General features: G+C 72.6%; 23 protein-coding genes. 9 read left to right on the top strand and 14 right to left on the bottom strand.

What is annotated here, in order from left to right; all coding sequences use genetic code 11:
- Positions 1–16: 16 nt before the first annotated feature.
- Positions 17–1,294, top strand: coding sequence for an ABC transporter substrate-binding protein (locus OCT49_RS20060; protein ID WP_283853235.1), 1,278 nt, complete (start codon positions 17–19; stop codon positions 1,292–1,294).
- A gap of 145 nt (positions 1,295–1,439) precedes the next feature.
- On the opposite strand, the gene OCT49_RS20055 is transcribed toward OCT49_RS20060, so the two are convergent.
- The gene (locus OCT49_RS20055; RefSeq protein WP_283853234.1) at positions 1,440–3,080 is read right to left on the bottom strand and encodes a hypothetical protein; all 1,641 of its coding nucleotides are present in this window, start codon (positions 3,078–3,080) and stop codon (positions 1,440–1,442) included.
- A gap of 280 nt (positions 3,081–3,360) precedes the next feature.
- Positions 3,361–4,743 carry an NsdA family TPR-like regulatory protein gene (locus OCT49_RS20050; RefSeq protein WP_283853233.1) on the bottom strand — a complete coding sequence of 461 codons (1,383 nt, stop codon included), beginning with the start codon at positions 4,741–4,743 and terminating at the stop codon, positions 3,361–3,363.
- Between the two features lie 364 nt (positions 4,744–5,107).
- Between OCT49_RS20050 and OCT49_RS20045 the strand changes: the two genes are divergently transcribed.
- The 3 genes from OCT49_RS20045 (at position 5,108) to OCT49_RS20035 (ending at position 8,358) form a co-directional block, all read left to right on the top strand.
- Positions 5,108–5,773: a bifunctional DNA primase/polymerase gene (locus OCT49_RS20045; protein ID WP_283855870.1), complete on the top strand. Its 666-nt coding sequence runs from the start codon at positions 5,108–5,110 to the stop codon at positions 5,771–5,773.
- A 90-nt stretch (positions 5,774–5,863) separates the two neighbouring features.
- Complete coding sequence (locus OCT49_RS20040; RefSeq protein WP_283853232.1) at positions 5,864–6,721, top strand: ABC transporter ATP-binding protein; 858 nt, start codon at positions 5,864–5,866, stop codon at positions 6,719–6,721.
- Positions 6,718–8,358 carry a transporter gene (locus OCT49_RS20035; protein ID WP_283853231.1) on the top strand — a complete coding sequence of 547 codons (1,641 nt, stop codon included), beginning with the start codon at positions 6,718–6,720 and terminating at the stop codon, positions 8,356–8,358. The genes OCT49_RS20040 and OCT49_RS20035 overlap by 4 nt, the downstream gene beginning before the upstream one ends.
- Positions 8,359–8,499: 141 nt before the next feature.
- On the opposite strand, the gene OCT49_RS20030 is transcribed toward OCT49_RS20035, so the two are convergent.
- Entirely contained in the window at positions 8,500–9,393 is an 894-nt protein-coding gene (locus OCT49_RS20030; RefSeq protein ID WP_283853230.1) for an alpha/beta fold hydrolase, read from the bottom strand.
- Between the two features lie 766 nt (positions 9,394–10,159).
- Positions 10,160–10,852 (bottom strand): iron-dependent transcriptional repressor DtxR, encoded by a 693-nt coding sequence (locus tag OCT49_RS20025; protein WP_283853229.1) that lies wholly within the window; start codon positions 10,850–10,852, stop codon positions 10,160–10,162.
- 216 nt (positions 10,853–11,068) lie between these two features.
- On the opposite strand from OCT49_RS20025, the gene OCT49_RS20020 reads away from it, so the two are divergent.
- Positions 11,069–11,824, top strand: coding sequence for an SIS domain-containing protein (locus tag OCT49_RS20020; RefSeq protein ID WP_283855869.1), 756 nt, complete (start codon positions 11,069–11,071; stop codon positions 11,822–11,824).
- Between the two features lie 54 nt (positions 11,825–11,878).
- Here OCT49_RS20020 and OCT49_RS20015 read toward each other — a convergent pair whose 3' ends face one another.
- Together OCT49_RS20015 and pdxH are read right to left on the bottom strand one after the other, a co-directional pair.
- A complete protein-coding gene (locus tag OCT49_RS20015; RefSeq protein WP_283853228.1) occupies positions 11,879–13,237 on the bottom strand; it encodes a PAS domain-containing protein in 1,359 nt (452 codons plus the stop codon).
- A gap of 470 nt (positions 13,238–13,707) precedes the next feature.
- Complete coding sequence (gene pdxH / locus OCT49_RS20010; protein WP_283855868.1) at positions 13,708–14,334, bottom strand: pyridoxamine 5'-phosphate oxidase; 627 nt, start codon at positions 14,332–14,334, stop codon at positions 13,708–13,710.
- 247 nt (positions 14,335–14,581) lie between these two features.
- Here pdxH and OCT49_RS20005 point away from each other — a divergent pair, with 247 nt between their 5' ends.
- Positions 14,582–15,691, top strand: a complete 1,110-nt coding sequence (locus tag OCT49_RS20005; protein ID WP_283853227.1) for a citrate synthase 2 — start codon at positions 14,582–14,584, stop codon at positions 15,689–15,691.
- Between the two features lie 113 nt (positions 15,692–15,804).
- Here the strand turns inward: OCT49_RS20005 and OCT49_RS20000 are convergent, their stop codons facing one another.
- From OCT49_RS20000 to OCT49_RS19990, 3 genes are all read right to left on the bottom strand, one after another.
- Positions 15,805–17,397, bottom strand: coding sequence for an alpha/beta hydrolase (locus tag OCT49_RS20000; protein WP_283855867.1), 1,593 nt, complete (start codon positions 17,395–17,397; stop codon positions 15,805–15,807).
- A gap of 376 nt (positions 17,398–17,773) precedes the next feature.
- Positions 17,774–18,367 carry a TetR/AcrR family transcriptional regulator gene (locus OCT49_RS19995; protein ID WP_283853226.1) on the bottom strand — a complete coding sequence of 198 codons (594 nt, stop codon included), beginning with the start codon at positions 18,365–18,367 and terminating at the stop codon, positions 17,774–17,776.
- Positions 18,355–19,101 carry an enoyl-CoA hydratase family protein gene (locus OCT49_RS19990; RefSeq protein WP_283853225.1) on the bottom strand — a complete coding sequence of 249 codons (747 nt, stop codon included), beginning with the start codon at positions 19,099–19,101 and terminating at the stop codon, positions 18,355–18,357. The genes OCT49_RS19995 and OCT49_RS19990 overlap by 13 nt, the downstream gene beginning before the upstream one ends.
- Positions 19,102–19,322: 221 nt before the next feature.
- On the opposite strand from OCT49_RS19990, the gene OCT49_RS19985 reads away from it, so the two are divergent.
- Positions 19,323–19,850 (top strand): GNAT family N-acetyltransferase, encoded by a 528-nt coding sequence (locus OCT49_RS19985; RefSeq protein WP_283853224.1) that lies wholly within the window; start codon positions 19,323–19,325, stop codon positions 19,848–19,850.
- 75 nt (positions 19,851–19,925) lie between these two features.
- Positions 19,926–20,585: a class I SAM-dependent methyltransferase gene (locus OCT49_RS19980; protein ID WP_283853223.1), complete on the top strand. Its 660-nt coding sequence runs from the start codon at positions 19,926–19,928 to the stop codon at positions 20,583–20,585.
- Here OCT49_RS19980 and OCT49_RS40135 read toward each other — a convergent pair.
- On the bottom strand, positions 20,500–20,976 hold the full coding sequence (locus OCT49_RS40135) for a DUF4158 domain-containing protein (RefSeq protein WP_502963483.1): 477 nt from the start codon (positions 20,974–20,976) through the stop codon (positions 20,500–20,502). The genes OCT49_RS19980 and OCT49_RS40135 overlap by 86 nt on opposite strands.
- Positions 20,977–21,043: 67 nt before the next feature.
- Between OCT49_RS40135 and OCT49_RS19975 the strand changes: the two genes are divergently transcribed.
- The gene (locus OCT49_RS19975; RefSeq protein WP_283853222.1) at positions 21,044–22,030 is read left to right on the top strand and encodes a phosphotransferase family protein; all 987 of its coding nucleotides are present in this window, start codon (positions 21,044–21,046) and stop codon (positions 22,028–22,030) included.
- Positions 22,031–22,046: 16 nt separating this feature from the next.
- Here the strand turns inward: OCT49_RS19975 and OCT49_RS19970 are convergent, their stop codons facing one another.
- From OCT49_RS19970 to OCT49_RS19955, 4 genes are read right to left on the bottom strand one after another with little or no spacing between them, the layout of a single operon-like run.
- The gene (locus OCT49_RS19970; protein ID WP_283853221.1) at positions 22,047–23,051 is read right to left on the bottom strand and encodes a hypothetical protein; all 1,005 of its coding nucleotides are present in this window, start codon (positions 23,049–23,051) and stop codon (positions 22,047–22,049) included.
- Entirely contained in the window at positions 23,048–24,340 is a 1,293-nt protein-coding gene (locus OCT49_RS19965; RefSeq protein ID WP_283853220.1) for an ATP-grasp domain-containing protein, read from the bottom strand. Before OCT49_RS19965 ends, OCT49_RS19970 begins: the two co-directional genes overlap by 4 nt.
- Positions 24,337–25,488, bottom strand: coding sequence for a glycine amidinotransferase (locus OCT49_RS19960; RefSeq protein WP_283853219.1), 1,152 nt, complete (start codon positions 25,486–25,488; stop codon positions 24,337–24,339). Before OCT49_RS19960 ends, OCT49_RS19965 begins: the two co-directional genes overlap by 4 nt.
- 31 nt (positions 25,489–25,519) lie before the next feature.
- Positions 25,520–26,494: an aspartyl/asparaginyl beta-hydroxylase domain-containing protein gene (locus tag OCT49_RS19955; protein ID WP_283853218.1), complete on the bottom strand. Its 975-nt coding sequence runs from the start codon at positions 26,492–26,494 to the stop codon at positions 25,520–25,522.
- Between the last annotated feature and the right edge of the window lie 15 nt (positions 26,495–26,509).

Genomic DNA, 26,509 nt, shown 5'->3' with positions numbered 1-26,509 from the left:
GGAATCGTTCGTATCCATGACCGGACGGCGACGCCCCACCTCCCCCCGCCCCTGCACGTTCCTCACGAGTACGGCGGCGGTCGGGGCGTTGCTGGTCACCGGCTGCGGCGTACTCCCTGGGGCCACGGGGGGCTCCAGGGAGCCCGTCACCGTCATGACCTGGGCGCCGTCCGGGGACGGGCCGGGCACGCCCGACATGGGGGGCGTGACCGCCATGGCCCGTACCTACGCCGACTGGGCCAACGAGAACGGCGGGCTGGACGGCCACGAGCTGCGGGTCCTCACCTGCGACGAGAAGGACACCTCGATCGGCGCGGCCAACTGCGCCCGGAAGGCCATCGAGGAGGGGGTCGTGGCGGTCGTCGGCTCGTACAGCCGGCACGGGACGGCCTTCATGGCGCCGCTGGAGACCGCCCAGATCCCCTACATCGGCGGTTACGGCGCCTCCGACGAGGAGTTCAGCAGCTACAACTCGTACCCCGTCAACGGCGGCCAGTCGGCCCTGCTCGCGGGCAACGCCCGTCAGCTGGGCCGCGACTGCGAGCGGGTGGCCGTGGTGCGGCCCGACACCCTGGCCGGCGACGGCCAGGCGTGGCTGCTCAGGACCGGCCTCACCGAGGCCGGCCGGTCCGCGCCCACCGACGTCAAGGCGCTGGAGTCGGCCACCTCCTACGACGGGGCCGCCGAGTCGGCGCTCCGGGCGGCGGGGACGTCCGGCGGCTGCGTCACGGCCGTGCTCGGGAAGAGCACGGAGACCTTCTTCGACTCCTTCCGGCGGCTGGAACCCTCGTACGGGAAGGTCCGGATCTCCTCCGTGCTCGGCAGCGTCGACCAGCCGCTGATCGACAGCACCGGCGGCCGGAACAGCCCGTTCGAGGGGGCCTACGTCACCGGCTGGTACCCGGACTCGGGCGACGAGCGCTGGGACGGGATGCGGAAGGTGATCCGCGAGCACGCCTTCGGCGACAACCGGATCGACCCGGACGACACGGGCGTCCAGACCACCTGGATCGCGTACACGGTGCTGAACGAGATCGTGAAGGCGGCCGACTCCTCCAAGATCACCTCCTGGAAGCTCTCCTCCACCCTCGACCGGGGCACCCCGGTCGGGACCGACGGCCTCACCCCGGCGCTGCGCTGGAACATGGAGGACATGCTGGGCTCGTCCGCGTACCCGCGGATCGTCAACACCAAGGTGTCGTTCCAGGTGGTGCGCGACGGGCGGCTCGTCGCGGACAAGCAGGGCTTCGTGGACGTCGCGAAGACGCTGTCGGACGCGAGCGCCAGGAACTGACCCCGGGCCCGGGTTGCCCGCCGGGCGGGCCGTCTGCCGGGCGGGCCATCCTGCTTCTGTCTCGTCCCGGCCTGTTCCGGACCGCCCGCCCCCGCTTTCCGTTCCGTCGGGGCCGTGCCCCGGAGCCGCGCTCCGGGGCCGCGCCTCAGAGCTGCGTCGCCGTCCGCCGGGTCAGCCCGTACTTCGACGCGATCGAGTTCCACAGCCCGGCCGCCTGTTGCTTGGCCCGGCTCGCTTCGCCGCTCTGCACGGTGGCCTTCTGCGTCTCGGCCGTCGTGCGCGCCTTCCCGTGCTTGCACACCTTCTTGCCGTGCTTGGCCTGCGCGGCCCACGCGGCGTAGTGGTCGTCGGCTGAGGCGGACGCCTGCCACGCCTTGGTGAGGGAGGCGGTCAGCTGGGCGTTGTTCGGCAGCTTGTCGATGCTCAGCTCCTGGAGCCGGGTCACCAGATCGCGGCGCTGCTGGGCGGCGTCCTTGAGATCGGCCACGGCCTGGTCCAGATCCGTGCACTTCTTGGTCTTCTCGACCGCCCCGATGACCGCGGCACGGCTGTTGTTGCTGTCGGCCAGCAGCTTGTCGAGCGCCTCGGCCTGCGGCTTCGCCGGATCGACCTCGGCCTCGGGCGAGGCGGACTGCTCGACGGCGGGCGTGCTCGCCGAGCCGACCGGCTCCTTGCCCTCGTCGCCCTTGTCGCCGCCGCTCAGCAGCGCGCCCGCGCCGAGACCGACGACGGCGCAACCGGCCACGACCGCCGCGATGAGCGTGACGTGCGCCCGCCTCTTGCGCGGCTGCGGCTCGTACGGGTCCTCGGCCACGGGCCGGTTCGGGGGCTGCCGGTCCCCCGCGTACTGGTGGTGCTGAGGTTGCTGGTGATGCTGAGGCTGCCGCGCGGGGTCGGGCAGGGGCATCTGCTGGGTGGAGCCGGCCGGTTCGTCGTTGCGGAACAGGTTGTCGAACTCGGCGGGCGGCTGCCGGTCGCCCGGGGCCCCGGGCCTGATGCCGTACGGGGTGCCCCCGGGGACCGGCGGGATGTACTGGGTCGCCTCGGCGTCGGAACCCTGGCCGGGCTGTTGTTGCTGTTGCTGGTACTGCTGCTGCGGAGGCTGCTGCGGCGGCAGCCCGCCCGGGGCGGGCCCTGCGGGAACCGGCGCGATGTACTGCGTGGCCGCCTCGTCCCCGCCCGGAACACCACCGGGTCCACCGGGTCCACCGGGCACGGCCTCCGGCGGCAGCGGCTGCGCGAACGACTGCGGCTGCTGCGGCTGCTGCTGGGACGGCTGGGACTGCATGGGCGGCAGCGGCTGGGACTGCTGCGGCTGCGGCGCCTGGGCGTGCGGAGGTTGTACGTGCGGCGGCTGCGGTGCGTGGGGCTGGGCCGGCGCCTGGGAGTGGGGCTGGGCCTGGGGCATCTGCCCGTACTGCTGTGCGGGCTGCGGCTGCTGTACGGGCTGCTGCTGCCCGTAGCCCGGGGGCGGCTGCTGCCCCGCTCCGTACTGCGCCTGCCCGTACGCCCCCTGCCCCTGCCCATGCGCCTGCTGCTGAGGCTGCTGATGGGGCTGGGGCTGGTAGGGCTGGGACTGCTGCTGAGGCTGCTGGGACGAGGCGTCCGGGTGCGCCGCCTGCGGCCCCCAGGGCTGCCCCCACGGCTGGCCGCCCGCCGGGGCCGCCTGGTCCGCCGGCCCCCCTGGTATCCAGGGCTCTCCGCCACCCGCGGGCAGCACGACACCTTCGTGCGCGGGCCGTACAGCAGGGAGCTGCTGCTCGTCACCCTGTCCGCTCTGCGTCACCGGGACTCCTACGTGTGAACCTACGGAACCGTCGGCTCACGCTATCGGGTGGCTGCCGCCGTTCGCCAAGCGCATGAGGTCACTCACCACCCCTTCACAGGAGGTGTAACACCCGGCGCTCCCCGGACGCAGTTAAGGGGACGGCCCCGTATTCCCCGGTGACGGGCCCGAGCCCGGACTCCGTACCGGCTTCCCGCCCGGCGCCCGTACCGGAGGGAGACCTACCGGAGGAATACGTACCGGAACCCCGGCCGGTACCGTCGTCCCCGGCCGGGCCCCGTCACGCCGCCTGGAGTTCCAGCCGCGCCCCGAACTCCCGTACCGCCGACTCGTCCCCGTACGGGATCAACCGCTGCTGGAGGTCGTCCAGATACTCCGCTCCCCGGCTGGAGCGCAACGAACCCAGCAGCTCCATCGCCCGGGTGCCCGTGTGGCACGCCTGCTCCACCTCGCGCATCTGGACCTGGGCCGTGGCCAGCAGCACCAGGCCGATGCCCCGGCGGCGGGCCCGGGACTCCGGGAGGCCGTCCAGGCACTCCTTCGCCCGGCGCGCCGCCGCCTCCGCCTGGCCGAGGTCGCGGTGACAGTGCGCCAACTCGTCGGCGAGATAGGCGTGGTCGAAGTGGGCGATCCAGTCGGGGTCGTCGCCCGAGTCCGGTTCGGCGTGCTCCAGGGCCGTCACCGCCCGGCCCATCACCGCCTGGCAGGTGCGGACGTCGCCGAGCAGGGCGTGCCCGCGCGCCTCCGCCGCGTGGAACATCGCCTCCGCCCTCGGCGTCACCCGCCCGCGCGCGCCCTCCTGCGCGGCCCGCGCCAGCTGGGCGATCTCCCTCGGGTTGCCGAGCTGCGCGGCGAGGTGGCTCATCGACGCGGCCAGCACGTAGCCGCCGTACGCCCGGTCGCCCGCCGCCTGGGCCAGGCGCAGCGCCTGGATGTAGTAGCGCTGGGCGAGCCCCGGCTGACCCGTGTCGACCGCCATGTACCCGGCGAGTTCGGTGAGCCGCGCGACGGCGGCGAACAGCTGCCGGCCGACCGATTCGCGGTACGCCCCGGAGAGCAGCCCGGACACGACGCTGTTCAGGTAGTGCACCAGGACCGGCCGCACGTGCCCGCTGCCGAACCGGTGGTCCAGGTCGACCAGCGCGGCCGTCATCGCCCGCACCGCCTCCACGTCCGGCATCCCGACCCGGGCACCGGCCGCCCGGGCCACCTGCGGGTCGGCGCCGGTGATCAGCCAGTCCCGGCTGGGTTCGACGAGCGCGGAGGAGGCGACCGCCGAACCGGACAGGAAGTCGCGGCGGCCGACGTCGCTGCGCCACAGCTCGCAGACCTGCTCGATCGCGCCGATCACGGTCGGGGCGAACTGCAGACCGACGCCGGACGCCAGGTTCTTGCCGTTGGCCATGCCGATCTCGTCGATCGTGACCGTCCGGCCGAGCTTGCGGCCGAGCGCCTCGGCGATGATTCCCGGCGCCCTGCCGCGTGGTTGCTGCCCCCGCAGCCAACGGGCCACGGAGGTCTTGTCGTACCGCAGGTCGAGCCCGCGTTCCGCACCGACCATGTTGACGCGCCGGGCGAGACCGGCGTTGGAGCATCCGGCTTCCTGAATGAGCGCCTGGAGCCGTTCGTTCGGCTGGCGTGCGACGAGAGGCCTGGCTGCCATGTTTCCCCCTGAGGCCGCAGTGATCATGGGCGGATCACTGCCCGGCGGATACCCGGAAAATGCGCACATTCATCGTGATCGTCGGGTGTGTTGCGTTCCTTGCCATTCATGTCGGCATATGACAAAGGCCGACCGTTCCGGAGGCGTTCGCCGACTGTCCGGCGGTCGCCCGTATGTGGCTACCCACCCGGCCGGTCCCCGCCCGGCACGCGCCCCCGCCCATGCCTCCATGCGCCCCGCACCGGGGGCCGGTACGCCGGGGACGCGCCCGCCGCGCCCGTAACCCCGGGCGCTGGCCACAGTTGTGCTGTGCGTGGATGATCCCCTCGCAGTCGAAGAACCCCCCGCCGCGGCCACGCAGGACGTGAAAGCCGCGGGAACCGTGAAAGTGCCCGGCCAGCGGGGCGAGCAACTGCTCGACGCCGCAGTGCGGTACGCGGAGGAGCGGCACTGGGACGTGTGCCCGGGCACCTGGCTGGAGGCGCACGGAGGGACCGAGCGGTGCTCCTGCGGCGACGCCGACTGCGCCTCCCCCGGCGCGCACCCCGCCGGAGCCGACTGGGCCGGCCGGGCGACCGGGAGCGGCGCCGCCGCCCGCCGGATGTGGTCCCGGCACCCGAGGGCGTCGATCCTGCTGCCCACCGGACGCGCCTTCGACACGATCGACGTACCGGAGTCCGCCGGTTTCCTCGCCCTGGCCCGGATGGAGCGGATGGAGCTGCCGCTCGGCCCCGTCACCTGCACCCCCGACCGGCGGATGCACTTCTTCGTGCTGCCGGGCACGGCGGCCAAGTCGGACGGGCTCGTAAGGAAGTTGGGCTGGCGGGCCGCCGTCGTCGACCTGGCCGGCCACGGCGACGGCCACTACGTGACGGCCCCGCCGACCCGGGTCGGCGGGCGCGGCGCGGTGCAGTGGGTCCGTCGCCCCACCCCCGCCAACCGGTGGCTGCCGGACGCGGAGGAACTCATCAGTCCGCTCGCCTACGCCTGCGCACGGGAGGCGGCCGACGCCCGCACCCGCCGCCCGTAGGGCGCGTTTTTGCTGATCCGCCCTCTTTTCCCCAGAACACCCTTTCGTAGGCTTATCCGGAACACGGGGAAACCGAAAGGGCAGGACATTATGCGTGACCACGCCGAGACCGGCGGAACGACGGGGACGAGCGGGGCGAACGGCACGGGCGGTACGGACGGTACGGGCGAGGCCGGTGCGGCTCCGCCCGCCGTTCGCGTACGGGGGCTGTGGAAGCGGTTCGGGGAACAGACCGCGGTCGCCGGAATCGATCTGGAGCTGCCCGCAGGCAAGTTCATCGGCCTGGTCGGCCCCAACGGCGCGGGCAAGACGACCACCCTGTCGATGATCACCGGGCTGCTCCGGCCCGACGAGGGAACCATCGAGATCGGCGGCCACGACGTGTGGCGCGACCCGGTCGAGGTGAAGGCCAGGATCGGCGTCCTCCCGGAGGGGCTGCGGCTCTTCGAACGCCTCTCGGGCCGCGAACTCCTCGCGTACACCGGGCGACTGCGCGGACTTCCGGGCGCCGAGGTGGACAAGCGGGCCACCCAGCTGCTCGACGTGCTCGGCCTGGCGGGCTCCCAGCACAAGCTGGTCGTCGACTACTCGACCGGCATGCGGAAGAAGATCGGGCTCGCGGCGGCACTGCTGCACAACCCCGAAGTGCTCTTCCTGGACGAGCCGTTCGAGGGCGTGGACCCGGTGTCGGCGCAGACCATCCGCGAAGTGCTGGTGCGCTACACCCACTCGGGGGCGACCGTCGTCTTCTCCAGCCATGTGATGGAGCTCGTCGAGTCGCTCTGCGACTGGGTGGCCGTCATGGCGGCCGGCCGCATCCGGGCCCAGGGCACCCTGGCCGAGGTGCGCGGCGAGGCGTCCTCGTTGCAGAACGCCTTCCTGGAACTCGTCGGCGCCGGCTCCCGCGCCGCCGACGACTCCCTCGACTGGCTGGGCGGCGACCGATGAGCGTGCTCGACGCCCCCGTGGGCACCCCGCCCCGCCGGGACGCGGGCAAGGGCCTCGTCCCCGTCTTCGTCCGGCTCAAGCTGTCCCTGCTGCGCAACGGGCTGCGGCAGTCGGCCGGCCGGCGGGCCGCGTACATCGCATCCGTCGTCTTCGCCCTGCTGGTCGCCGCGAGCCAGCTGCTCGGCCTGATCATGCTGCGCGGACACGACCACGTCGCCTCCGTCGTCGTCCTGACGGCCGGGCTGCTGGCGGTCGGCTGGGCCGTGATGCCGCTGTTCTTCCCCAGCGGCGACGAGACCCTCGACCCGAGTCGTCTGGTGATGCTGCCGCTGCGCCCGCGCCCGCTGGTCTCGGCGCTGCTGGTGGCCTCGCTGGTCGGGATCGGACCGCTGTTCACGCTCTGCCTGGTGGCCGGTTCGGTCTTCGCGGTGGCGTACGGGGCGGTCGGGGCCGCGTTCGCCGTGGTCGGCGCGCCGCTCGCGCTGCTGCTGTGCGTGACGCTGGCCCGGACGGTCGCCACGACCAACAGCCGGCTGCTGTCCTCGCGCAAGGGCCGCGACCTGGCGGTGCTCAGCGGTCTGGTGATCGCCGTGGGCTTCCAGGTCGTCAACTTCGGTGCGCAGCAGCTCGGCCGGACGGGCGGCCTGGCCGCGCTCGACCCGGTCGCCGACGTGGTGCGCTGGCTGCCGCCCGCCTCCGCGATCGGGGCGGTGGACTCGGCGTCGCGGGGCTCGTACGGGCAGGCCGTCGGGCAGTTGCTGCTGTCGGTGGCGGCGCTGCTCGTACTGCTGTGGCTGTGGCAGCGGAGCCTGACGAAGCTGATGACGGCCCCGGACGGCTCGACCCTGGCCGCCGCCGACACCGCCCGCGAGAAGGCCGGCAAGGAGGGCTCCCGGCTCTCCGCGCTGCTCCCCGCGGGGCGCACGGGGACGGTGATGGAGCGCAGCCTGCGGTACATCGCACGCGATCCGAAGACGAAGGCCGCCTGGATCACGTCGCTGGCGGTCGGGCTGATCGTCCCGCTGTTCAACGCGCTCCAGGGCACCGGCTCGGTCTACATCGCCTGTTTCGCCGCCGGGATGCTCGGCATCCAGATGTACAACCAGTTCGGCCAGGACACCTCCGCGTTCTGGATGGTGCTGCTGACGATCTCCTCCACCCGGGACGCCTACCTCGAACTGCGGGCGCGGGCGCTGGCGTTGCTGCTGATCACCCTGCCGTACACGGTCGTGGTGATGCTGCTGACCGCGGCGCTGCTCGGCGAGTGGAACGCCCTGCCGGAGGCCATGGGTCTCTCGATCGCCCTGCTCGGCGGGATGCTGGCGACGGGCGCGGTGGCGTCGGCGGTCTTCCCGTACTCGGTCCCGCAGGAGGGGTTCAAGAGCGCGGCGCCGGGTCAGGGCGGCCTCGCCTGGATCTCCGTCTTCGGCGGCATGCTCTCGGCAACGCTGCTCTGCGCACCCCTGATCGGGGCGCTGATCTGGCTGCACGTCGCGGACCTCCAGCAGTGGCTGTGGGTGCTGCTGCCCGTGGGCGCCGCGTACGGGGCGCTGATCTCCTGGGCGGGGCTGCGGATCGCCGCTCCGCGCACGGCGGAACGGCTCCCGGAGATCCTGACGGCGGTCAGCAAGGGCTGAGGACCCGCGTTCCGGGACCGTGCCGGACCGCCGCCGACCTGCGACGGTCCGGCACGCTGTGGCATCCCGTCACGGGATGGCCTCTTGCCTCGTGACGGGGCACCTGCCACGGACTGGCACCCCGTCACGAGGCGGCGCCCGTCACGAAATGGCGGGCTCCCGGTCGCAGCGAGGGCCCTCGGCGAACTGCTCCAGGAAGGGCTCGACCGCCGCGCGCCAGCCCTCGGGCTGGTCGTAGTGGACGAGATGACCGGCGTCCGCCACCTCCGCGTACTGCCCGCGCGGCAGTACGCGGACCATCTCCTGGGCCTCCGCCCGGCCCAGCTCGCCGTCGAGGCCGCGGAGCACCAGGGTCGGGCACCGCACCTGGGCCAGCTCCTCCCAGTGCGCGTCGAACACCCACGTCGCGCGGGACTGGAGCATCTGGCGGCGGGAGAAGACGGGCCGCCAGCCGTCCGCCCGCTCGGCCATCACCTCGGCGAAGAACTCGCCCCGGGCCGGATTGGGCCGCTCCACCCGGGGATCGTCCTCGCCGAACCACTTCCGTACGTCGGAGAGCGTCGCGAACGGCACCGGCCAGGACCGGAACCAGTCCTCCCACTCCCGCTGCGAGGCCGCGCCGAGCGCGGAGGCCCGCATGTCGCAGATGACCAGGGCCCGGACGAGGTCGGGGCGCTTCGCGGCGAGCTGCCAGGCCGTCAACGCCCCCATCGAATGCCCGATGAGGGTCACGGGGGCGAGATCGAGCTGTTCGATCGCGGCCTCGGCGTCGGCGACGTACGCCTCCCGGGTGTACGGGCCGTCGGCCGGCTTCTCGCTGCGGCCGTGGCCGCGCTGGTCGAGCCCGACGGCCCGGTGCCGCTCGGCGAGCCAGCGGGCGGTCGAGGCCCAGTGCGCGGCCCGGCCCATCAAGCCGTGGAGCAATAAGACCCCGGGAACGCGCTCGCCCTCCGCGCGCTCCTTGGGCGGATCGGCGAACTCCCAGGCCGCGAGGCGTACGCCGTCGGTCCCGGTCACATCGATGCGCCGCACCATATGTCCTGGCACCTCCTTCAGGTCCTCGATCACCGCTTGATCACTGCTCGATCGCCACTCGATCGCCGCGTGGTCGCGCCACGCCAGACTATCGAACTTGTATTCGAAAACCGGGGTCCGGCCCCCAACACCCCTCGTTCGAGTGACCGGCTCCAAGGATTGACGCCCTCGACGGAGGGGAGATCTTCTCCGGGAGGCGGGCCACTCGGGGATGAGGGCCCGTAGGGACCGACCTCGAGAGCTCGGGGCTCCAGGTCGAAGCAGGGGAGGACAGGCCCCGGCGCCGCGCGGCGCCGGGGCCCTCTGCCGTCGGGAGGCCGCCGGCAACGGCGCTCACGGCGCACGAACTCCGAAGGCGAACTCCCGGCTCGTGAACGCCCGGCTCATGGACGGCCGACTCATGGACGGCCGGTTCCGGGGCGCCCGGCCCGGGAACGGCACGGAGCGGGACGACCACCTTGCGATACGCGTGCCGGACATGCCGGACACACCGGTACGACGGGCGCATGCACCTGCTCCCTCCCCGACCGCGCGGCCCATCGGCCGACACTCTCAGGTATGCCTCAGCCACAGCCTGGCACGTGATCCGTCCAGGCGCTGCTGTTCCGCACGGAAAAAGAAAGCGGATACCGTCCCTCGGCGCCACGGCCGTGCTCCGGCCGCGGCGCCTCGTCGACGGACTGTACGGAAGGTACGCGAAGCACCGGAGGAACCGGGAGACCCCGGAGGTCCCGGAAGTACAGGTGCGGGAAGTACGGGCCGGCGGTCAGCGCTTGGCCACGAACACGTGCGAGGCGATCTCCGCGTCCAGCTCCGCCGCCTCGCCGCTGCTGCCGACCAGCACACCGCCCGGCGACGGGGTCACGCTGACCACGGAACCGGGCTGCACGCCCGCCCGCCGCAGCGTGTACATCAGCTGGGCGTCCGTCTGGATCGGCTCACCGATCCGGCGCACGACCACCGTCTTGCCGTCGCTGCCCGGGTCCAGCTCCGACAGGCTCACCATGCTCTCGTCGAGGAACGGGTCGGCCTCCGCCTTCTCGCCCAGCTCCTCCAGGCCCGGGATCGGGTTCCCGTACGGGGACTCCGTGGGGTGCCGCAGCAGCTCCAGCACCCGCCGCTCCACCGCCTCGCTCATCACGTGCTCCCAACGGCACGCCTCGGCGTGGACCTGCTCCCACTCCAGGCCGATCACGTCGACGAGGAGGCACTCGGCGAGCCGGTGCTTGCGCATGACACGGGTCGCGAGGCGCCGGCCCTCGCCGGTCAGCTCCAGGTGCCGGTCGCCCGCGACCTGCACCAGGCCGTCGCGCTCCATGCGCGCCACCGTCTGGCTGACCGTCGGACCGCTCTGGTCCAGCCGTTCCGCGATCCGGGCGCGCATGGGGACCACGCCTTCCTCTTCGAGTTCGAGGATGGTGCGGAGATACATCTCCGTGGTGTCGATCAGTCCGGACATACGTGCCCCTCGATGCTGTGACATGAAAACGTCATAAGCGCTGTGCGCTGGCCCTCCTCCAATTCTGACGCATACCGCCGACAACCGTGCCCGCCCGTCGAGGACCGCCGCCGCGGGGCGGGGCGGACGGTATTGACAGGTCACTGGTCCAGACCGCAACGTGATCCGCGACATGGACACCCCATGAACGTCTCCCTGCCGGAAAGGGCCTCCTCGATGAGCGACAGCAAGCTGGCCGGTCAGTTCTTCGACGCAGCGATCGGCCTGCTCGAGCGGGTGCGCGACGAGGAGTCCGGCAACATCGCGGCCGCCGGTGCCGCGATCGCCGACACCGTCGAGGCGGGCGGCCGGCTCTTCGCCTTCGGCGCCGGGCACTCCTCGCTCGCCGCCCAGGACGTCGTCTACCGGGCGGGCGGGCTCGCCCTGATGAACCTGCTGGCCGTGCCCGGGACGGTCGGCGTCGATGTCATGCCCGCCACCCTCGGCTCCGCGCTGGAGCGGGTCGACGGACTGGCGAGCGCCGTGCTGGACTCCAGCCCCGCCGAGGCCGGCGACGTCCTCGTGATCATCTCGCTCTCCGGACGCAACGCGCTCCCGGTGGAGATGGCGATGAACGCCCGCGCGCTCGGCCTCAAGGTCATCGGCGTCACGTCCGTGGCGTACGCGGACGGCACCCGCTCCCGGCACGCCTCGGGCGGCTTCCTGCGGGACCACTGCGACATCGTGCTCGACAGCAAGATCTCGATCGGCGACGCGGAGCTGACCCTCGACGGGATCGAGGCCCCGTTCGCCCCCGCATCGACGGTGGTCACCAGTGCGGTGATGCAGGCGATGATGGCCGCCGCCGCGGAGCAGCTCGTGCAGCGGGGCGTCGAACCGCCGCTGCTGCGGTCGGGCAACGTGGACGGCGGCCACGAGTGGAACGGCCGCGTCATGACGGAGTACCGGGACCGCATCTTCTACCACCAGTGACCCCGGCCCGGGTCCGCCGACCGACACGGCGGGCCCGGCGGGCCCGGCACGCCCTCATCCCCCCGGCTTCAGCACCTGCGCCAGGTCCACCGCCGCCGCGACCCGTACCGCCACGCTCTCCGCGTACGCCGCGTCGGGGCGTTCGAAGGCCGCCCGGTGGCCGGACCGCAGGAACGTCACCACCCCCAGGGTGCGCCCCCGGCTCCGCAGCACCGTGCACAGCGCGTGCGCGGCGTCCCCCGGCCACTGCCGCTCGGCCGCCCACTCCCCGGCCCCCGCCCCGCTCCCCGCGCTGGCCCGCACCGACCCCGTGCGGTCCACCGCCCGGAGGGCCGGGTGCCCCGTCGCGTACCGCAGCGGAAGGGAACCGGCCGCCACCGGCAGGCACGGGCCCGGCTCGCCGGACGGGGTCGCCGCCACCCGCACCAGCCGCTCCCCCGCCATCAGGTCGACCAGCGCATGGTCCGCGAAGCCCGCGAGCGCGTAGTCCAGGTAGGAGGTGGCCGCCTCCATCGGGTCCTCGCACTCGGACGCGGAGCGCGAGGCCCGGTGCAACTGGTTCGACCGGAACCGCAACCGGTCCGCCTCCTGCGCCGCCAGCCGCTCCGCCGTCACGTCCTGGAACAACCAGCCGACCCCCAGCGGGACCGGCTCCTCGGCCAGCGGCGACGTCAGCCGGAGGAAACCACTGCGCCAGCAGCGCCGCCGCTCCCCCTCCGCCGTCCGCAGCGTCACCCACAACTCGGCGGGCGCCGGTGGTGCGCCTTCGGCCAGCACGTGCTGCAACGCGCCCTCCACCTCCTCCACGCCCCGCACCACGACCTCCCCGAGCGGACGCCCCAGCAGCGCCGTACGGCCGACGCCCAGGGCCCGCGCCGCGTGCGCGTTGACGACCGCGGGACGCAGGTCGGCGTCGACGAGGACCACGCCCCAGGACGCGTCCTCCAGCAGCGCCTCGCTCAGCGCGATCGACCGCTCCAGATCGATCTGCGCGTGCACCTCGCTGAACGCGCAGTACACCCCGGCCGGCCGTCCGTCGGCGCCCCGCACCCCGGCCGACTGGGTCCGCACGAGCACCCGGCCGCCGCCCTTGCGCAACAGCGCGAACTCGTGGACCCGGCGGCCCGGCCCGTGCATGGCCGCCATCAGCCGCCCCTGCACCTCCGCCGCGTCCGCCCGCCGCACCGCCCATCCGGCAAACCCGGGACGCCCCACGGCCTCCGCCGCGGACCAGCCGAGAATCCGCTCGGCCTCGCGGTTCCAGTGGGTGATGGTGCCGTCCGCGTCGAACGCGCAGAGCGCGGCGTCCATCCCGTCCAGCAACGCCGCGAGCAACTCGGCGCCGGGTTCGCCCCCCGGCCCCTCGTCAGGCCCCAGCGCCTCGGCCGTTCCACTGCTCGTGGACGCACTCACCCCGTACCCCCCGCAGGACGCATTCGGCATTTCCGCACGTCAGACCATTGAACTCGAAGGTGAACCGGTGCACACCGACTTCCCGGAAAACAACCCCGTCATTAATTCGGTTGTGCAGTGCCGAAGGCGTTCCTAGGCTGCTGCCACACGTGAAAGGAGGTGTTCCGGAAGTGATTTCTTCTCGGACTCGTGAGGTGGCTGCGGGCTGACGCCCGTTGTCGCGCTCTTCGCAGTGCAGGCCGGTCGTCGGCCAATCCCAAGCAGTCACCGACCCGCAGGCTCGCCGGTAAGTCCGGCCGGCTCCTCCGCAAGGAGGGACCAGAGCCTGCGGGTTTCTGCGTGTCCGGGGCCTTTTGCGGCCCGCATTGCGTGGCCGATGGTTGCGTGGCCGAGCGGTTTCCGGCGAGCCGAGCGGTTCCCGGCGGGCCAGGGTTCCCGACAGGCCAGGGTTTTCCGGCGGGCCGGGGCTCTTACGGGCACAGGCGCTCGACGCGCCAGTCCTTGCCCTCGCGCACGTACCGCAGCCGGTCGTGGAGCCGGTTCGGGTGGCCCTGCCAGAACTCGATCGTGTCGGGGACGACGCGGTAGCCGCCCCAGTGCGGGGGCACGGGGACGTGCTCGCCCTCCGGGTAGCGGGCGGCCAGTTCCTCGTAGCGGGCGATGAGCTCCTCGCGGGTGCCGATCACCGTCGACTGGGCGCTCGCCCAGGCGCCGAGCTGGGAGCCGTGCGGGCGGGTGCGGAAGTAGGCGACCGTCTCCTCGCGGCCGACGCGTTCCGCCCTGCCGTTGACGATGACCTGGCGGGCCATCGGGTGCCAGGGGAAGAGCAGCGAGACGTACGGGTTGGCGGCCAGTTCGCGGCCCTTGCGGGATTCGTAGTTGGTGAAGAAGACAAAGCCGCGCTCGTCGTACTTCTTCAGCAGCACCGTGCGGGAGGACGGCCGGCCCTGGGGGGTGGCGGTGGAGACGACCATGGCGTTGGGCTCGTGGAGCATCCCGCCCACGGCCACCTGCCGGAACCAGTGGGCGAACTGCCGCATCGGGTCGTCGGCCAGCATGTCCTCGGTGAAGGCCTCGGAGCGGTATTGCTCGCGCATCGCGGCCGGATCGGTGGTGGAATCGGAGGAAGAGTCTGCGGTGGGCACGGGATCATCCTGCCGCAGCGCCCGTTCCCGCCCGGCACCGGAGGGGTATGCAGGTGGACAGGAACGAGGAGCCGCCCCCTGCGGGGAGGGGCTCCTCCTGTGCCGGATGTCACGCTTCCCCCGGGTCGGGGAAAGCCGCCAATATCTTGGGGCAGGCCGCCGCAGGGCCGCCGCAGAGCCGTCGACCGAGGGAGCCGCCATGTCCGACTTCGTACCGGGACTAGAGGGAGTCGTCGCGTTCGAGACGGAGATCGCCGAACCGGACAAGGAAGGCGGCTCGCTCCGTTACCGGGGCGTCGACATCGAGGATCTCGTCGGCCACGTGTCGTTCGGGAACGTCTGGGGCCTGCTGGTCGACGGGGCGTTCAACCCCGGGCTGCCGCCGGCCGAGCCGTTCCCGATCCCGGTGCACTCCGGTGACATCCGGGTCGACGTGCAGTCCGCGCTGGCGATGCTGGCCCCGGTGTGGGGGCTGCGGCCGCTGCTCGACATCGACGAGGAGACCGCGCGCAACGACCTGGCGCGGGCCGCCGTGATGGCGCTGTCGTACGTCGCCCAGTCGGCGCGCGGGCAGGGGCGGCCGATGGTTCCGCAGAGCGAGATCGACAAGGCCGGTTCCGTGGTCGAGCGGTTCATGATCCGCTGGCGCGGCGAGCCGGACCCCAAGCACGTGAAGGCCGTCGACGCGTACTGGACCTCGGCCGCCGAGCACGGCATGAACGCCTCCACGTTCACCGCCCGGGTCATCGCGTCGACCGGCGCCGACGTGGCGGCCGCGCTGTCGGGTGCGGTGGGCGCGATGTCGGGGCCGTTGCACGGCGGTGCGCCGTCCCGGGTGCTCGGCATGATCGAGGAGATCGAGCGGACCGGCGACGCCACCGCGTACGTGAGGAAGGCCCTGGACAGGGGCGAGCGGCTGATGGGCTTCGGGCACCGGGTGTACCGGGCGGAGGACCCGCGGGCGCGGGTGCTGCGGCGCACCGCCGAGGAGCTGGGCGCGCCGCGGTTCGAGGTGGCGCAGGCGCTGGAGAAGGCCGCGCTGGAGGAGCTGCACGCGCGGCGCCCGGACCGGGTGCTGGCGACGAACGTGGAGTTCTGGGCGGCGATCATGCTGGACTTCGCGGAGGTTCCGGCGCACATGTTCACGTCGATGTTCACGTGTGCGCGGACGGCGGGCTGGTCGGCGCACATCCTGGAACAGAAGCGGACGGGGCGGCTGGTGCGGCCCTCGGCGCGGTACGTCGGTCCGGGCTCGCGCGACCCCCGGGAGATCCCGGGCTACGACCAGCTCGCGAACCTGGGGAACTGAGGACCTGAGGAGCCGGGGAGCCGAGGAACCGGGGAACCAGCGAACTGGGGGACTGCGGGAGGACGGGCGTCCGGTCCCGGGGTGTCCCGGGGCCGGACGCCCGTCCGTTCCTGTCACTTGGCGCAGGTCAGGTCCTTGGTGGGCAGCTTCCCGGTGGCCAGGTAGCGGATGACCCGGTTGTCGACGCAGGTGTTGCCGTAGTCGCCGAAGATGCCGTGCCGGTTGGCGCCCTCGAGGGTGATCAGCCTGGAGCTCGGCAGCTCGCCGTGCAGCTTGAGGGAGCTGCGGTACGTGGTGCGCGGGTCGCCGGTGGCGGCCACGATCAGCGCCGGTATGTCGTGGCGCACCTGGGTGGGCTTCTCACGGGGCCGGTCCCAGAAGGCGCAGGGTGTGATGTTCTCCGTCAGGGGGCCGAACCGCGGGTGGGCGGCGCGGCTGCGTTCGATGTTCCGCCAGTAGCTCTCGGGGTTGCGGGGTGCGGCCCGGTCCCCGCAGAGGATCGCGGCCTGCACGCTGCCGGTCGGCGAGTTGTCGCCGGTCAGGGCGTGCCGCAGGTTCGCGGTGAGTGCCGGGGACGGCCGGGTGGGCTTCCCCTTCGCCGCCTCGGACAGCACGGAGACCGTCGTGGCGAGTTCGGCCCGCGAGGCGTCGCCGTCGTCCGAGAGCATCATGAAGAGGAGAAGCGGTACGTGGGAGGCGTCGACCCGGTACGTGTCGCTGCCGGTGCCGAGGGTCAGCGGCCGGCGGGAGGCCGCCTCGATGACGCGGTCGACGGTGGCGAGGACCTGGTCGCGGGTGCGGCCGAAGTGGTAGGTGGAGTTCCGGGAGGCGGCCCAGGCGGCCCAGTCCGCGAGCGCCTTCTCGTTCTCGGCCACCGCGTCGCGCAGCAGCCCGGGGCCGTAGTCCTGGGGGGAGATCGCCCCGTCGAGCACCGTCCGGTCGTAGCGGCCGGGGAACATCTGGCCGTAGACGGCGCCCAGGTAGGTGCCGTACGAGTAGCCCAGGTAGGAGATCTTCCGTTCGCCGAGCGCGCCCCGGATGACGTCCATGTCGCGGGCGGTGTTGCGGGTGGTGACGTGCGGCAGCACGGAGGCGTTGGTGGCCCGGCACTTGTCGGCGAGGCTTTTCTGGAAGGCGACCTGGCGGTCGAAGCCCGCCCGGTCGGGCCCGGCCGAGCGGAAGAGGACGCCGGTGGGCCAACCGCAGTCGAGCGGGGTGCTGCGGCCGATGAAGCGCGGGTCGAAGCCGATGATGTCGTAGCGTGCGCCGACGTTCTTCAGCGCCTTCCGGACGAGCGGCGGGGCATCGACGGCCGGGCCGCCGGGGCCGCCGAAGTTGAGCAGCATCGTGCCTATGCGGTGGCGGGTGTCGGTGGCCTTCAGCCGGGACATGGCCACGGTGATCGTGCGGCCGGTGGGCTCGGCGTAGTCGAGCGGTACGGTCACGTCCGTGCACTGGGCCCCGGCCTTGTCCAGCTCACGGCCCGCCGTGTCGTCCGGGCCGGTGACACAGCTTCCCCAGGCGAGGTTCTGCCGGTAGTAACGGTCGAGGGCGGCGCTGGTGGCGGTACTGGTGACGGTGGCCGTGGTCGCGGGGGCGGAGTTCGTCCCGCGGCCGGTGGTCGGGGACGCGGCGGCCGTGGCCGGCACGGAGAACGCGGTGGCGCAGGCGGCCAGGGCGAGGCCGGCGGCGGAGGCCCGGCGCATGGCCCTGGTCGAACTCGTCGAGCTGGTCGAGCCGGTCAAGCGGCTGTTCGGGGCGGTCACTCTGTCTCCCTGGGCTGGTCGGTGCTGCTCATGGGAGAGACACGGCATTTCGGGGTCGGCGAGCCCGTGTGCGGCCACCGGGCGCCTGCCGAACAGCCCGGTGACAGGCGTGGCGTTCGGGATGCGCTTGCCGGTGTACGGGGGCGGCGGCCGGCAGTACCGGGACCGCGGCCGGGACGACCGGGCGGGCGGAAGGGCTGTTCGCTCCGCCTGCTCTGTCCGTGTCTCACGCGGATCGACGCTAGTCGCGCGGCACCCCGGGGATCACTGCGGCTTTCCCCCCAACGCCCCTGGTGCCAGCCCTACTTGCCGCGGCTCAGTCCAGTGCCCGTTCCAGCAGGACCGTCCACTGCGCCACGACTCCCCGGCGGCGGGCCGTGTCGTCGGTGAGGACGTTGGCCAGGCCCAGGCCGCGGGCCATGTCGAGGAGGCCCTGGACGGTTTCGCGCACGCCGGGCCTCGTCTCGTCGGCGGCGAGGAGTTCGACGGCGATGCGGTGGGTCTCGCGGCCGACGCGGGCTTCGAGTTCGGTGACGCGGGGGCGGAGCTGCGGTTCGTTGGACGCGGCGACCCAGAGCTGGAGCGCGGCGCGGAAGAGCGGCCCGGTGTACAGGTCGACGAGTGCGGCGACGACCTCCGTGCGGCCCTGGACGGGCAGGGCGCGCAGGGCGGCGGAGCGTTCCTCGGCGACGTACTCGACGGCCGCGGTGAACAGGTCCTCGCGGGTCGGGAAGTGGTGCTGGGCCGCGCCCCGCGAGACGCCCGCGCGTTCGGCGACGGCGGAGACCGTGGAGCCCGCCCAGCCGTGTTCGGCCAGGCAGGAGACGGCGGCTTCGAGGAGCCTGCGGCGGGTGGCGCGGCTGCGGTCCTGCTTGGGGGTCCGGTCGGTGGGGGGCATCACAACGCCCATGCGGGGTCCCGTCGTTCGAGGAAAGCCGTCATTCCTTCCCGGGCTTCGGCGGAGGCGAAGAGTGCCGCCGAGCGGGCGATGAGGTCTTCGGCGTGCTGGTCGAAGCTTTCCAGCACAGTAGCCGTGACCAGCTCCTTCGATGCCCTCAGCCCCTGCGGGGAGGCTTTGCGCAGGCCGTCCAGCACGGGGGCGAGTGCCTGGTCGATGTCCTCGCCCGGTCCGACGGCGAGCGTGATCAGGCCGATGCGGGCGGCCTCGGCCGCGTCGAAGCGTTCGCCGGTGAGGTAGTAGCGGGTGGCGGCGCGCGGGTCGGTACGGGGCAGCAGCGGCAGGGAGATGACGGCGGGGGCGAGGCCGAGCCGGGACTCGGTGAGGGCGAACGAGGCGCCGGGTCCGGCCGCCGAGACGTCGCAGGCCCCGAGCAGCCCGAGGCCGCCCGCCCGGACGTGTCCGGTGACCCGGGCGACGACGGGTTTGGGCAGGGCGACGATCCGCCGCATCAGGGCGACGAGGGCGTGCGGGTCGGGCGGTGCGGTGAGGTCGGCGCCGGCGCAGAAGGTGTTGCCGGTGTGGGTGAGGACGACGGCCCGTACGGCGTCGTCGGCCGCGCACGCGTCCAGGGCGGTGCCGAGCTCGTCGACCAGGGCCGCGGAGAGCGCGTTGCGGTTGGCCGGTGAGTCGAGGGCGAGGGTGGTGATGCCCCGGTCGTGGACGGGGGCGGCGAGCCGGCTCATCGGGCACTCTCCATTGCTGCGGGGACGTCGCGTCGAGCGTGGCAGCGGGAGCAGGAACAATCAAGCACGCTTGCATGATTTCCGGCGCCACGCTTTCCGCTGGCGCGCTTTCCTCTGCCAAGCTTCCGGCGCCACACTTCCGACGCCACGCTTCCGGCGCTTCTCGGCCGCGCCGCCGGAATTTGATGGTGCGAAGCGGCTTCGGCGTCGAGGATTGCCGGATGCACGAGGTGAGACTGTCCGACGGGACCATCACTCTGTCGCCGCTGCGCCCGGAGGATGCGGCGGCGCATCTCGCGGGGGAGGACGAACTGCTGGTCCGCTGGCTCAACGGCGGCCCCGGCACGCGGGAGGGCGTCGAAGCGTACTTCCGGCACTGCCGGGAGCAGTGGGACACCGGCGGGCCGCTCCGCGCCTTCGGCATCCGGGTGGGCTCCGACGAGACGCTCGCGGGGACGGTCGACCTGCGGTTCGCGGAGGAGGGCCTGGCCCCCGGCCAGGTGAACGTCGCCTACGGCCTCTACCCCGCCTGGCGGGGGCGGGGCCTGGCCACCCGCGCGGTCCTGCTGGCGTCGCACTACGCGGCCACCGAGGGCGGCGAGGAGGCGGTGATCCAGGTCGACCCGGAGAATCGCGCATCCGTCGCGGTCGCGCGGCGGGCGGGGTTCAGCCCCGGCGAGCAGCCGCCCGGCAACGACGACACCCGGTTCGACTGGTACGTACGGGACCTGCGCGACGCTCCGCAGTGACGGCCGGCGGTCGCGGGACGGCCCCGGCCGGCGCCCCGAAGTCGGTTGCTGGGGGCCTTCGTTACAGTCGCCCGCATGCCTGACGTCTCCCACCTCGCCGCCGTCCGGAAGTCGTACGACATCGTCGCCTCCGCCTACTTCGAGCGGGTCAGGTCCCCGGCGGAGCTGGACCCGCTGTCGCGGGGGATGCTGGACGTCTTCGCGGAGACGGTGCGGACGTCCGGCCTCGGGCCCGTCGCCGACCTGGGGTGCGGGCCGGGCAAGGTCACGGCCCACCTCGCCGAACGGAACGTGCCCGTGTTCGGCATGGACCTGTCGCCCGCCATGATCGAGCTGGCCCGCGACACCCACCCCGGCCTGCTCTTCGCCGTCGGCTCGATGACCGCGCTCCCGCTCGCGGACGACGCCCTCGGAGGCGTCCTCGCGTACTACTCCACCCACCACACGCCGCCGGAGCTGCTGCCGGTGGTGTTCGGCGAGTTCCACCGGACCCTCGCGCCCGGGGGCTGCCTGATGCTGGCCGGGCACGTGGGGGACGGCCAACATCTGCGTCCCACGCAGGCGTACGGCGGCCTCCCGGTGTCCTACGAGTCCTACCTGCTGCCGCCCGACCGGCTCGCCGAGCTCCTGAAGCAGGCCGGGCTCGCCCTCACCGCCCGGCTGGTGGAGGAACCCGCCGAGGGGGCCGAGAGAACCTTCGCCACCTTCCTCGCCCGCAAGCCCGAGCGGCCTTGAGACCCGGGCGGCCATGAGATCCGGGCGGCTCTGGGGTACGCCTCCGCACGGCCGTACTTCGGCTGTACGGAGGCGCGCTTGCGTTTCGCGAAGCCGTTGCCCCGTCCTCATCGCCACGGGCAGGTCTTACAACACGCCCTCGGCCACGCTTCCGAAGCAGCTCGGCCCGCACCTGCTCCTCACGGCGCTCGTCGGGCCAGCCCACGTCCACCAGGTGCGAGACAAGCTTGACCAGATCGGTCTTCGTGCACTCGTGCCAGCCCGTCAGATCCCGCAGCTCGCTGCGGTGCCGTTTCGCGGCACGCGAGGTGAAGTCGCAGAACCCCAGTTCGGACGCGGCCACACCGACCTGCTTGGCGACGTGCTCGACCGCGTCGGGCGGCAGCTCCATGCGCATCCGGGGAAGCTGTACGCGGTGGATGTGACGAGCGGCTGTCGAGCGGGGCATCCTGAGCGATGTGGATTTTCAGCCGGTTGAGCGCGCCTCGGATGCGTTCCAGCAGTCACTGACCGCCCAGGAGATTGCGGAGATCTGCCGCCGTGCCTTCGGCACTGCGGCTGTGCCTGCCTCCGCGATCGAGCTGGGCACGGGGATGTACAACAACGTCTACCGTGTGAGCCTGGCCGGGCGGGCGGAACCGGTGATCCTGCGGGTAGCACCGGAGGAGAGCCGCCAGTTCCGCAGCGAGCGCCACCTGATGCGGAACGAGTACGCGGCCCAGCCCTGGCTGGCGGTGATCGCGCCGCTGATGCCGCGGGTGCTCGCCGCGGACTGGTCGCACGAGGTGATCGGCCGGGACTGGATGATCCAGACCTGCCTGGACGGCGTCCCGGCCCCGGAGCGGTTGGGGGCGTATCCGCGTGCGCAGTGGTCGGCGTTCTTCGGGCAGATGGGTGCCATCGCCCGTTCCGTGCACGATGTACGCGGTCCGCACTTCGGGCCCGTCGGCGGTCCGGGGCACGGGACGTGGAGCGAGGCGGTGATCGCTTCGCTGGAGGAGATCGCTGCGGACCTGGACGGTGCCGGTCTGGACGCGGGCGACGTACGAAAAGTTGCGGCGGTGGCCACGCACGGCCGGGCCGCCCTCGACGAGGTCACCGGGCCGAGGCTGCTGACCGGAGATCTATGGACCGTCAACGCCCTGTTGGACCCGAAGGCCCCCAAGCCGGTGATCACCGGGGTGCTGGACTTCGACCGTGCGTGGTTCGGTGACCCGGCGGCCGACTGGACCATCCGCATGGCGACGGCCAAGGAGGACGAGCGGACCGCGTTCTGGGAGTCCTATGGTGCCTTGGACCGCTCGTCCGCCGCTGTGTGGCGCGCGAGAATCTACGAGGCCCGGCACCTGGGCGCGATCCGGCTTGAACGGCACCGGCTGGGCAGGGCGGACGCGGTCCGCGAGAGTTACGACACGCTGGCAGGAGTGCTTGCCGGTCTGGCCTGACTGGCCGGTGGGCAGATCAGATCCACCATCCGACGGAGGTTGTGTCGATGCCCTGGGCGGCCCGTAGTTCGGTGGTGAACAGATCGTGTGTCTGGGCGTAGGCGCGCAGGTCGATGTCGTGCGGTAGCACGGGCGGTCTGGACAGCAGGAGGGTGCCCGCTGCGACGAGGAAGGTGCGGATCGTCGCGTCGGCCCCTCGCTTTCTGCGGGGGGCCTGGTAGAGGAGGTAGGCCGCCTGAAGCCATGCGGTCAGCACGTCGGCCGGGGTGGTGTGGTCGCGGGCGAGCAGGGTCATGGCGTGGTGGAAGACCGCGTGGCGTTCTGCTTCTGGTGCGCTGGCGGTATAGATCAGATGTCCGCTGGTGGTGATGCGGGACGTGTCCCCGCCTCGCACCGAGATCCGGGCGGTCATTTCGGCTGCGGCCTGGTGGGCGGCGGCGCCGCGCAGGAGCCGCGTCCCGTCCGCGCTGCAGCCGTCGGGCAGGGAGACGCTGTTGCACACGACGTCAACGCGTGGCGACGGGGGAAATCTGGCGGCTGCGAGCGCCTCGAACCGTCGCATCGTCCGGCTGGCCGGGGTGTCGGTGCCGCCCTGGTAGGTGCGGGTCGCTGGATCCCATGTTGCGCCATCCCGGAAGCGGGTGTGGTCGCCGATGCGGAAGAGGTTGGGGTTGTCGTCAGTGATGGGAGTCCGGAACCGGTCTGCCCAGATGGGGCTGTATCGGCCGGTGCTGTGAGGGCTGGAGGCCGCTGCCCTGTACCGCCAGTTCTCCGTCGCCTCGAACGCGGCGATGAATACCGCGACCCGGGCCCGCATGTCGGGGGCCGAGCGGAGAGCTGCGGCCAGGGACCGGGCCAGAAAGCGCGCCGCCTCGGCCTGCTGGCCGGCGAAGGCCCGGACCGTCCGCTGGGCGACCGGATCGTTGGTGCGCAGGAGAAGGGCAGGGGCGGGGAAGCAGGCCGCTGTGATCGCCGCATCGGACCCGGATTCGTGAGCCTCCCGTGTGACGGGCCCGCTCATCGGTCGGTCCTGGCCGAGCGGTCGGGGGCCGGTCCCGGTTCGCCGTGGTGGTGTGGTTCGACTTCGATGCGGATCCTCCGCAGTTGCGCGTCGGCCCGCTCCTCGACCTCGGCAGCGTCCAGGCCGGTGACCACGAACGATCCGAGCCGGTGGCCGTTGGCTCCCGGTTCGTGGACGGTGCTCCCGATCGCCGCCCGCAGGCGGGCGAACGGCACGCCCGGCCCCGTCGTCGGGAATCCGGAGAGCGAGGTCAGCCGTCCGGCGCGCGGGCTGGTCACGAACCGCACAGTCGCATACCCGCGGGCGGTGGGGGCGAGCGCGGCCGGGCGGCCGAGGGCGACGTCGAGCAGAGCCGCCCACACGTCGATGCCCAGGGCGTGCTGGATCAGGACGCCGATCTGCCCGGCGGCGAGGCGGGCGCCGATCTCAATGACCGTGCACCGCCCGTCCTCGCCGACGATGACCTCGGTGTGCGAGGCACCATGCCGGATACCGGACGCCCGGAGGGCCGCCTCCACCTCCCGGTACACGGCCGCCTCGACGGCCGGGGGCAGGCGGACGGGAAGGCTGTGCCCCGTCTCGACCCTCTTCGGGTCGCCGGTCACCCACTTCCGGGTCACGGCGAGGTGTGTCGTGGTGCTGTCTTGTGTAAGGGACTCGATGCTGTACTCCGTCCCCGCGGCGTATGCCTGGACCAGGATGGGCGGGTCGCCACCGCTTTTGTGCATGCCGACCGCCGCGCGGGCGGTGTCGGCGGCCTCGACCGCGCCGCCCGGGCCGCTCACCACCGTGACGCCGGCGGAGCCCGCCGCGGACAGCGGCTTGATGACGCACGGGAAGCCGACCCGTGGGTCTGCCAGCGCGGCCCGCAGCCCGGCGCCGTCTTGGACGAGGACCGTGTACGGGGTGCGCACCCCGGCCGCTGCGAACACCTCGGCCATGACGGCCTTGTCCCGGGCCGCCCGCGAGGCGGCGGGGTCGTTGCCGGGCACCCCCAGTTCGGCGCAGAGGTGCGCGGCGAGACTGGTCAGGTATTCGTTGACGGTGAGCACGGCGCCGACACCGTGGCGGCGGGCGTACACGGCGATCTCGTCGAGGGCCCGGCCGGGCCGGGCGAAGTCGGTGACGACCCGCCCGGCCAGAAGACCCCTCAGCTCCGGCCCGTAGCCCGCGTACGCCGCGGCGGTGGTCGCGGCGTGGACCTGGTGCCCGCGGACGGCGGCCGCCGTGGCGAGGAAACCTGCCTCGGGGCCGGCCGCGTCCAGTAACAGCACGCCCGGGAGGGTCACGACAGGTAGTCCTCGAAGCCGCCAGTGCGATGGGTGTCCAGAGTGAAGCAGTGGAACCCACCCCCGAACAACCGCCGATGCCGGTGCCGTACGGGCACCACGTCGAAACCCTCGACCTCCAGCAGCTTGGCCAGACCGGTGCACTCCTGGTTGACCAGCACCGTGCGCTCGTCGACGGAGAGCACGTTGAGATCGATGTAGGGGCTGGTGAGGACCAGGTCCTCGTAGTCGTCGTAGACCGGGAACGCGCCCTCATCCGGTTCCGGAGGCACGATGTAGCGCCACGAGCGCAGCGGCTCGGGCATCAGGTCCCGGATGCCCTCGTGCCGGGCCAGGAACACCCCCGGCTTCAGGGCGAGGATCATGCTGTCGATGTGGTTGTCCGCCATCCTCCACACCCGGTGGACGCGATACTCGTGGCCGAGGTGCCTCTGAAGCCACTCGGCGCCCCGGGCGTGGTTCTCCTGGGCGACGTTGACGACCAGGTCCCGGCCCAGCCTCAGCACCTGCGCGCCGTCCAGCATCATCTCCACGCCGACGTCGTACGGGCTCGGCCGGGGGTCGTCGATGGCCTCGGTCGGCCCGCCCAGGGTGGTCGTGGTGTCCCGCGCGTAGGACAGGTCGAAGCTGTTGTCGGTGAGGGTGGGGCGGGGCATCGTCGTCCACCGCGCGCCGGCCTCCCAGTAGCGGGTGAAGACGGGGGCGAGCAGGCGGGTCTCCAGGTAGCGGGAGCGGATCGCGGGCGGCGTCTCGATGATCTCGCTTCCGAGGATCAGCGTGTTGTCGCGGATGTTCAGGGCCGGGGTCGGGGCGGCCTCCCAGCCCAGGCCCGCGATGACCTTCGCGTCGGAAGGCAGGGGCAGCGGACGGTGCACGGCGACCCCGAGTCCGGCGAGCACGGCGGCCAGGGCCTCCACGTCCTCGTGCAGTTCCTCGGCGTACCGCTTCTTGATGGCCCAGCTCTCCCGGTGGCCGGCCGTCGTCCGGGTCAGGCGCGGATAGGCCCAGTCCGACCGGAAGCCTTTCAGGTTCTCGTGGTGGAACAGCTCGAACGAGACGTCGCGGTCGTGTCCCACGTAGTTGGCGGCGGACCCGACGATGACCTCCTTGAGCGGGGTGAAGTCGTCGTGACTGTTCAGGGGGGTCATGGGCATTCCTCTTCTCTCGGGGTGTGCGGGGTCAGGAGGCGCGGGACGCGGCGGTCACGTGCCGGTCGGCAAGCGCGTGGCCACGACGGATCCGCAGGGTCAGACCGCCGCTGTCCGGCTGGAGGGTGCGCTGCTCGCTCCAGCCGGAGAAGCGGAACTCTCCGGCGCCGTCGGCCGGGACGAGTGCGAAGGTGCGCCCGGCGACCGTCAGGGCGAGGACGTCGTCGGCGTCACGGTCGATGCGGGCGGGGATGAGGGAGCCGTCCAGCGGGGCGGGTGAGTCAAAGTCCGCGAACCCGGACGGCAGCAGCGCCTCGTAGGGCAGCCCGTCGGGCCAGGCGGGAACCTCGGCCGGGCCGGTGCGGTTGAGCAGGACCTCGCCGTGGGCGAGGAGGTGCTGCCAGGCGTCCGGGAACCAGGCTGCGAGATCAGCGGTGAGGAGGGCATCGATCACGGCGTGGACCCGGGTCACCGCCTGGCTGGTGTTGCGCACCAGGTGCTCGCGGGAGAAGTCGCCGTACCAGAGGGTGCCTGGCTGCCAACAGTGTTCGATGCCGTCCAGGACGAGCACGGCGCCCGGGTCGGTGACGACGGGGATGTGCAGGCGCACGATGCCCCGGTCCAGCCGGTACTTGGGGTCGCGGTGCGGGTCCGAGACGGCTCCGGGCCCCAGCGCCATCAGCCGTACCGCGTTCAGCGGGGCCGGTACCGAGTCCAGGATCTGTGCGAGGTAGGGCAGTTGGTCGAGCCAGTGCGTGGGTGCGAATGGCTGTGGCCCGGGGCCACCCGGGCCGGTGCGTTCCGGATCGCCGCCGAGACTGCGCAGGGGCAGGACCCGCCAGTCGATCGCGGCAGGCCGGCCGACCTGCCCGCCGTAGGTGTGGGTGCGCTGCACGTTCCAGGTGTGGGCGGTAACGGCCTTGAGCTCGGCGGCCAGTCGGTCGGAGTCGAAGACGGGGGAGAGCCGGACAGCCTCTGTGGCCGCGGTGAGCGAGGTGGTGGTCATGGGCGAGGCTCCCGG

This window comes from Streptomyces sp. ML-6, from assembly GCF_030116705.1.
Taxonomy (GTDB): domain Bacteria; phylum Actinomycetota; class Actinomycetes; order Streptomycetales; family Streptomycetaceae; genus Streptomyces.
This window is presented reverse-complemented; position numbering and strand designations above follow the sequence as displayed.